Below are 6,874 nucleotides of genomic sequence, written 5' to 3' on the forward strand. Positions count from 1 at the left end.
TAATAAACTTCAGCCTTATTCCAAACGACTTAGTCTTTATTTGCTTATATAAGGATTGAGTATAAGCATGGACGTTAATTAAAGATCGGCAGAGATGAACCTTCACCAACTGCGCTTCGTGCGCGAAGCTGTACGCCAGAACTACAACCTGACCGACGCCGCCAAGGCGCTGTTTACCTCGCAGCCCGGCGTGTCCAAGGCGATTATCGAGCTCGAAGAAGAGTTGGGAGTGGACATTTTTACCCGGCATGGCAAGCGCATCCGTGGTCTGACCGAGCCGGGGCGGCTGGTGCTGTCGTCGGTGGAACTGATCATGCAGGAAATCGACAGCCTCAAGCGCATCGGCAAGGAGTACGCGGCCCAGGACAGCGGCAGCTTCACCATTGCCACCACCCACACCCAGGCCCGCTACACCTTGCCGAAGGTGGTGCAGGCCTTCATGGTCAAGTTCCCCAAGGTGCGGCTGTCTTTACTGCAAGGTAATCCGCAGCAGATCGCCGAGATGGTCCAGCGCGACCAGGCCGACCTGGCGATCGCCACCGAATCGATCGCCGGCATTAACGGCTTGATCACATTGCCATGTTATCAATGGGAGCACGTGCTGGTGGTCGCGCCCGACCATCCGCTGTTGCGTTACAAGGAAGTCACGCTGGAAGAAATTGCAGCGTACCCGATCATCACCTATGATGGCGCCTTTGCCGGCCGCAGCAAGATCGATCACGCTTTTGCGCTGCGCGGCCTGAAGCTCGACGTGTTGCTCGAGGCGATAGACGCCGACGTCATCAAGACCTATGTGGAGTTGGGCATGGGCATCGGCATCATCGCGGGCATGGCCTTCGACGCCGAACGCGACAAGAATCTGCGCGCGATTCCCGTAGGACACCTGTTTGGCATGAACGTTTCGCGCGTGGCCGTCAAGCAGGGCGCCTACCTGCGCAGCTATATATACACCTTTATCGAACTGCTGGCGCCCACGCTCAACCGCAAACTGGTGGAGCAAGCCATGAGTGGCGATAAAGAGCACTACGAACTGTAAAACGAGAAAGCACTCCCATGATTACCAATCAGTTGGCACAATTTTATGCCGTTAACGCCGACAATTACGACCAGGTCTATGCCCAGGAAGAGCGCTTCGACGATCTCGACGACCTGCAGGAAATGGTCGCCGAGATGTTCGAAGGCCACAAGGTGCTGGAACTGGCCTGCGGCACCGCGTACTGGACCGACCTGATCGCGGAAACCGCCGAGTCGGTCCACGCCACCGACCTGTTGCCGGAAATGATAGCCCTGGCCGAAACCCGTGGCCTCGACGAGGACGTGGTCACTTTCGGCATCATGGACGCGTTCAACCTGCCCGACGGCCTGGAAGGCAAGTACACCGCCGTGTTCGCCGCCGGCTTGTGGTCGCACGTGCGCCGCGAAGACCAGGAAAAATACCTGAAAGAGCTGCGCACCAAGCTGGGCAAGGATGTGTTGCTGGTACTGCTGGACGAAACCTATGTCGATGGCAATTCGATGGTGTTTGCCCGCACCGATATGGAAGGCAATACCCACCAGATCCTCACCGCCGACGATGGCCAGCGCTACGAAATCATGAAGAATTACCTGACCGACAGCACGCTGCGCAAGCGCTTTGCCGCGTCCACCAAGCAGATTCGCATCGAGCGGCTTGAGTATTACTACCTGCTGTCCTGTCGCCTGAAGTAAGTCTTATTGCCCCCAAGAACAGCCGCCATGTGCGGCTGTTTTGCATTGTGGTTCGAAAACAACAGCTTGGCGATGTCACATTGTTGAAGTAATTGATAGGCATGATTCCGCCGGTACAAGCAAATCGTGCAGCACTCTTTCAACCTTCAGTAGAGATCTTCAAGTGAAAAAACTTACTCTGGCAGCAATGATCATCGGCGGCTTCGCAGCCCAGGCCCAAGCGCAATCGAACGTCACCATCTACGGCCTGGTTGACGTCGGTATGGTTTCCGAGCGCGGCGGTGCAGCCGGCAATGTGACCAAAGTGACCAGCGGTATCGGCGGCCAGTCGCGTCTGGGTTTCCGTGGTACCGAAGACCTGGGCAACGGCCTGTCGGCCATCTTCCAGCTGGAAGCCGGCCTGAAAGTGGACGACGGTACCCTGGACAACTCCAACAATGCGCTGTTCAACCGCGCCGCCATGGTCGGTCTGAAAAGCAAGGATGCCGGCACCCTGACCATCGGTCGTCAACAAACCATGCTGTACAACGCGTTGAGCCAGGTCGCCGACCCGTTTGGCGCCGGTTATGCCGGTAGCGCCAAGAACTTGTTCCCAACCTCGGGCAACCTGACCCGCGTCAGCAACTCGCTGATCTACACGACCCCGACCTTCTCGGGCTTCACCATCGACGGTCAGTACGCCCTGGGCGAGCAGGCTGGCAGCAGCGAAGCAGCGCGCCAGTTCGGCCTGGGCATGGCTTTCTCGCAAGGTCCGTTGAACGTGCGCGTGGTGTACAACAACCGCAACAACGACACCGTTGCCAACGGCGTCGTGACCGAGCGTGACACCGGCAAGAACACCCTGGTGGCCCTGAACTATGACTTCAAGGTGGTCAAGGCTTACTTCGCCTTCGGCGCCAACAAAGGCCTGAACAGCTCGCCGCTGCCAGTGGCCAATGCCTTCGGCTACCGCGTGGCCCCAACGGCCAGCCTGGAAAGCCGTGACATGCTGGTCGGCGCGCAAATCCCGGTCGGTGCTGGCACCATCATGACGTCGTACACCCGCAAGAACGACCGCACCGCCTTCAACCAGGACGCCGACCAGTTCGCAGTGGGTTACCTGTACGCGCTGTCGAAGCGTACCGGCGCCTACGCCAGCTACGCCAAGATCAAGAACAAGAACGGCGCCGGCTACACCGTTGGTAACAACAACGAGCCAGGCACCGGCGACAAGGCCTTCAACGTCGGTATCCGTCACTCGTTCTAAGCTGGTCTAGGGAGCGGCGCGCGGCGGCAGCGGCAGGCGGACCATAATCCGCGTACCGCCGTCGTTGAGGATGGAAATATCGCCGTGCAGCGCCCAGACCCGCTCGCGCATCCCGATCAGGCCATAGGACGATGCTTTGTCCATGTCCTGGGCGGCGATGCCGTGACCATCATCCTGGATGGAAATATCGAGCAAATCGTCGACGCGTCGCAATGACAGATCGACACGGCTGGCCTGCGCATGGCGCGTAATGTTGGTCAGCGCTTCCTGCACGATGCGGTAAATCGCCGTACTGTAGGCATCATCGAGTATCAATTCTTCTTCGTTCGCATGCAATCGGCAGGCAATGCCGTAGTGGGACACGAATTCCTGGCGCAGGCTTTCCAGCGCAAAATACAAACCACCTTCATCGAGTGCGCGCGGCCGCAGGTTGCTGGCGATGCGCCGCAGCGACGTGATTGCCGCCATGACCAGGTCATCCATGCCATCGAGCAGCTTGCGCGCCCCCGGTTCGCGCACCTGGCGTTGCAGCAGCGCCAGGTCCACCCGCAGCGTGGCCAGCAACTGGCCCAGGTCGTCGTGGAGTTCGCGGGCGATGTGCTTGCGTTCCTCCTCGCGGATGGTTTGCAGCGCGGCCGACAGCTCGCGCAGCTGCGTGGTGGACTGTGCCAGCTGTTCATGTACCTGCTTGCGCTCGGTAATGTCGCGCAAGATGATCGTATAGATCGGCTTGCCGCTCTCGTACAGCGATGAGATGGAACCTTCCAACGGCACGTGTTGACCGTCGCGGCGCACGCCGGTGACCGCGTAATCGCTGGCGCGGCGGCCCTTCATGCGCAGGTGGATGCCGGTGTCGCCGAAATAGTGGGAGGTGGCCATGTTGGCGCCGAGGCGCTGGTCGCGCGGGATGAACGCGTTGAGCGGCGCGCCCTGCATCTCGTCGATGGTCACACCAAACATGGCGGCTGCCGCAGGGTTGGCCTTCAGGATGGACTGGCGCTCGTCGGTGATGATAATGGCGTCGCTGGCGTGCTGGATGATGCCCCGGCTGCGGCGCCATGACTTGCGCCCGACCGGATGCAACAATGGACGCAACAACGCACGCACCACAGGCTGCGCCAGCCACGCGGCGCCGGCAGCGGCGGTGATGGCGAGCAGGGAGCGGAGGTGGCCGGGTAGCTTCATGCAAAATCCCCAGCCGGAGAAGGGCGGCTGCATCTTGTACCTTAGGACAAGTGCGGGGCCACCCCTTGATGCGGCTCAAGCGCGCGCCTGCGCACTTGAGATCTGCCGTTTACATCTGTTTAAACAAATGCAGGAAGCTGCGGCTTACTTCCAGCTTGTCGGAGCGGCCCTTGATCATGACCAGGTGCCGGCCGCGAATGTCGCGCGTCACGCCTTCGATCGCATTGACATTGACCAGGGTGGCGCGGTGGATTTGCCAGAACAGCTTGGGGTCGAGTTCTTCGGCCAGGTCGCGCACCGGCTTGCGGATCAGCGCCTCGTAGCGCTCGGTCTGCACGCACGTGTATTTTTCGTCGGAACGGAAAAACAGGATTTCCTCGACCGGGATCATGCGCAGGTCCTGGCCGATGCTCGCCTGTATCCATTGCAGGTGCGATGGCTTTGGGGCGGAAATTTTCTCGGTCAGCTGCGACAGCAGCGCCGTCACGCTGGCGCTTACGTCCGGCGCGACCGGCTTGTTGAGGCGTTCCTTGAGGCGATCGACCGTGATTTTCAGCCGCTCCGGCTCGGACGGCTTGAGCACGTAATCGATGGCGCCGCGCTCGAACGCTTCGACCGCATAGGCGTCGTAGGCGGTAACGAAGACGATATTGCTCTTGTTGCCAATCACGGTGGCCGCTTCCATGCCGGTCTTGCCGGGCATGCGGATGTCGAGAAACGTAAAGTCGGGCTTGAGCTGGTCCACCAGCTCGATTGCTTCATCGCCGTTCTTGGCTTCGCCCAGGATTTCAAGCTCGGGCCACACTTGTTCCAGGCGCATGCGCAGCTGGTCGCGCATCAGTCTTTCGTCATCGGCAATAATTGCGGTAGGCATCGTGTTTGCTGGCTAAGTTTATCAAAAGGATAGTTGATCAATTATTCAACGAATTGCGCTCATGGTCAATTAATCAATGAGGCTTCTTTTCCAGCGTGGTCTTGGCCAGGGCATATGGCACCTCGATGGTGGCGATCACGCCGCTCGGGCTGTTGGCGGCGATCAGCAACTGACCCTGTTCGCCATGCAGCAGTTTCAACCGTTCGCGGATGTTGGTCAGCCCCAGGCCGGTACCGTTGCTGGGCACGGCGCCGAAGCCCAGGCCCGTATCGGAGACGATCACGCGCAGCTTGTTGTGGGCCACTTCGGCGCGCACTTTCAGCACGCCGCCTTCGGGCTTCGCTTCCAGGCCGTGCTTGATGGCGTTTTCCACCATCGATTGCAGCATCATGGGCGGGAAGGCGGCGGTGCGCAGCCCGTCCGGCACATCGAACTCCACGATCAGGCGCTCTTCCATGCGCATTTTGAGCAGGTTCAGGTAAGCCTCCACCATGTCGGCTTCGCGGCCGAGGTTGGTGATCAGGGCGTTGTCGCGCATTTGAGGCAGCACCGCGCGCAGGTAGCGGATCAGGCTGCGCTGCATGGCCGAGGCGCGTGGCGGATCGGTTTCAATCAGGTGTTCGACCGATGCCAGGGTATTGAACAGGAAGTGCGGCTCTACTTGCGCCTGCATCATCTGCATCCGCGCTTCGGACAGCTGGCGCTGCATGGCTTCGCGTTCGGCGGTGGCGTTAGCGTTCTGGGTTTCCGCTTCCGCGCGCTTTTTGCTGCCCATCAGGGCCTTGATCCCGAATAGTGCCAGCACCAGCAAGGTGACGAAACTCTTGAACCAGGTCGATGCCTGCACGTGGTAGCGGGCTACTTTCTGCTCGGCGGCATCGTCCACTGCTTCTTCGATCGCGTTGGACAACTCCTCGCCGATTTGCGGCGGCAGTTCGATGTGGACTTCGTCGCCAGGCAGCGAGGGCAGGGAGGGGACCGCGGCAGCTTTGCCAGATTTGCCGGTGGTGGCCGCGGTTGCCGGTGTGGCTGGTACTGCCGGCGGCGCTTCCGGCACTGTCGGCTCGGCCGCCTCAGCAGGCTCCACAGGTTCTACAGGCTCCGAAGGGACGGCGGCAGCATCGGGATGTTCCTCGACAGCCTTCTCGGCATCCTTGTTGATGTTCTTGTTGCGGGGGTTGAAACGGATGCCGCTGTCGTCGATGACAATATTACTTTCGCCGCTGCGACGCTTGGACTTGTCGCTGCGAACATTCTCCTGGATGACAGTATTCGAAGAAAACAGCTCGTCCTGCAGAATGGAGCCCGCTATCAGCATCAATATGGCAAACACCAGGAACTTCCACCAGGACAGTTGCGTTACCCAGGTAGCCACCGCATCGAAGGCGCGGTGCAGCCAGGTGGCGACGGTTTTGACCGTTTCTTGGGTTTTTGGCAAAGGAAACATGTGCGGCTTTCACTGTCTATATTTGATGATGCAACTGTAACGACCAGCGCTGCTTTGCGCCATGCCTGTGCGACAGGATGCAAGAAACAGGGGATGGGCCGTGTCGTGGAAATGTTCTTGCCACGGCGCCCAGCGTTGGCTATAATTCGCCCCCTCGCAGAACACCGCATGCAAATGTTGAACGAAGCGAGAAAAAAAGAAGGTTGACGAAACAAGCTAAACGCTTCATACTCTTCCTTCTTCGCGGCAGACAAAACGATCGCAGCGAAACGCAGTGCCGAATAGGTTCTTTAAAAATTAACAGTCGATAAGTGTGGACGTTTGATGACAGTGCACACGCTGCTTGCAGCGTGATACTTAAATTATCAAATGTTCACAAGAAGTAATGAAATAGGCGCTATGAAAATAGTGGCCT

At 59.2% G+C, this 6,874-nt stretch carries 6 protein-coding genes; 3 read left to right on the plus strand and 3 right to left on the minus strand.

What is annotated here, in order from left to right:
- Window positions 1–94 precede the first annotated feature (94 nt).
- The 3 genes from ASF04_RS06420 to ASF04_RS06430 all read left to right on the plus strand — a co-directional run bounded on the left by ASF04_RS06420 (window position 95) and on the right by ASF04_RS06430 (window position 2,953).
- Window positions 95–1,036, plus strand: coding sequence for a CysB family HTH-type transcriptional regulator (locus ASF04_RS06420; RefSeq protein WP_019921913.1), 942 nt, complete (start codon window positions 95–97; stop codon window positions 1,034–1,036).
- A gap of 17 nt (window positions 1,037–1,053) precedes the next feature.
- Window positions 1,054–1,707, plus strand: coding sequence for a class I SAM-dependent methyltransferase (locus tag ASF04_RS06425; protein WP_056139179.1), 654 nt, complete (start codon window positions 1,054–1,056; stop codon window positions 1,705–1,707).
- Between the two features lie 187 nt (window positions 1,708–1,894).
- Complete coding sequence (locus ASF04_RS06430; RefSeq protein ID WP_056139181.1) at window positions 1,895–2,953, plus strand: porin; 1,059 nt, start codon at window positions 1,895–1,897, stop codon at window positions 2,951–2,953.
- Window positions 2,954–2,959: 6 nt separating this feature from the next.
- Here ASF04_RS06430 and ASF04_RS06435 read toward each other — a convergent pair whose 3' ends face one another.
- The 3 genes from ASF04_RS06435 to ASF04_RS06445 all read right to left on the minus strand — a co-directional run bounded on the left by ASF04_RS06435 (window position 2,960) and on the right by ASF04_RS06445 (window position 6,459).
- Window positions 2,960–4,138, minus strand: a complete 1,179-nt coding sequence (locus ASF04_RS06435; protein WP_082488585.1) for a PAS domain-containing sensor histidine kinase — start codon at window positions 4,136–4,138, stop codon at window positions 2,960–2,962.
- A gap of 109 nt (window positions 4,139–4,247) precedes the next feature.
- Entirely contained in the window at window positions 4,248–5,012 is a 765-nt protein-coding gene (locus tag ASF04_RS06440) for a LytTR family DNA-binding domain-containing protein (protein WP_019921917.1), read from the minus strand.
- 73 nt (window positions 5,013–5,085) lie between these two features.
- On the minus strand, window positions 5,086–6,459 hold the full coding sequence (locus ASF04_RS06445; protein ID WP_056139183.1) for a sensor histidine kinase: 1,374 nt from the start codon (window positions 6,457–6,459) through the stop codon (window positions 5,086–5,088).
- Window positions 6,460–6,874: the final 415 nt, after the last annotated feature.

The organism is Duganella sp. Leaf61 (genome assembly GCF_001421905.1).
GTDB classification, from domain to species: Bacteria; Pseudomonadota; Gammaproteobacteria; order Burkholderiales; family Burkholderiaceae_D; genus Rugamonas; species Rugamonas zoogloeoides.

What these genes read in the sequence shown, in the direction of transcription:
- ASF04_RS06440 (WP_019921917.1), bottom strand. Translation starts at nt 5,012, where the DNA reads ATGCCTACCGCAATTATTGCCGATGACGAAAGACTGATGCGCGACCAG.
- ASF04_RS06430 (WP_056139181.1), top strand. Translation starts at nt 1,895, where the DNA reads ATGATCATCGGCGGCTTCGCAGCCCAGGCCCAAGCGCAATCGAACGTC.
- ASF04_RS06420 (WP_019921913.1), top strand. Translation starts at nt 95, where the DNA reads ATGAACCTTCACCAACTGCGCTTCGTGCGCGAAGCTGTACGCCAGAAC.
- ASF04_RS06435 (WP_082488585.1), bottom strand. Translation starts at nt 4,138, where the DNA reads ATGAAGCTACCCGGCCACCTCCGCTCCCTGCTCGCCATCACCGCCGCT.
- ASF04_RS06445 (WP_056139183.1), bottom strand. Translation starts at nt 6,459, where the DNA reads ATGTTTCCTTTGCCAAAAACCCAAGAAACGGTCAAAACCGTCGCCACC.
- ASF04_RS06425 (WP_056139179.1), top strand. Translation starts at nt 1,054, where the DNA reads ATGATTACCAATCAGTTGGCACAATTTTATGCCGTTAACGCCGACAAT.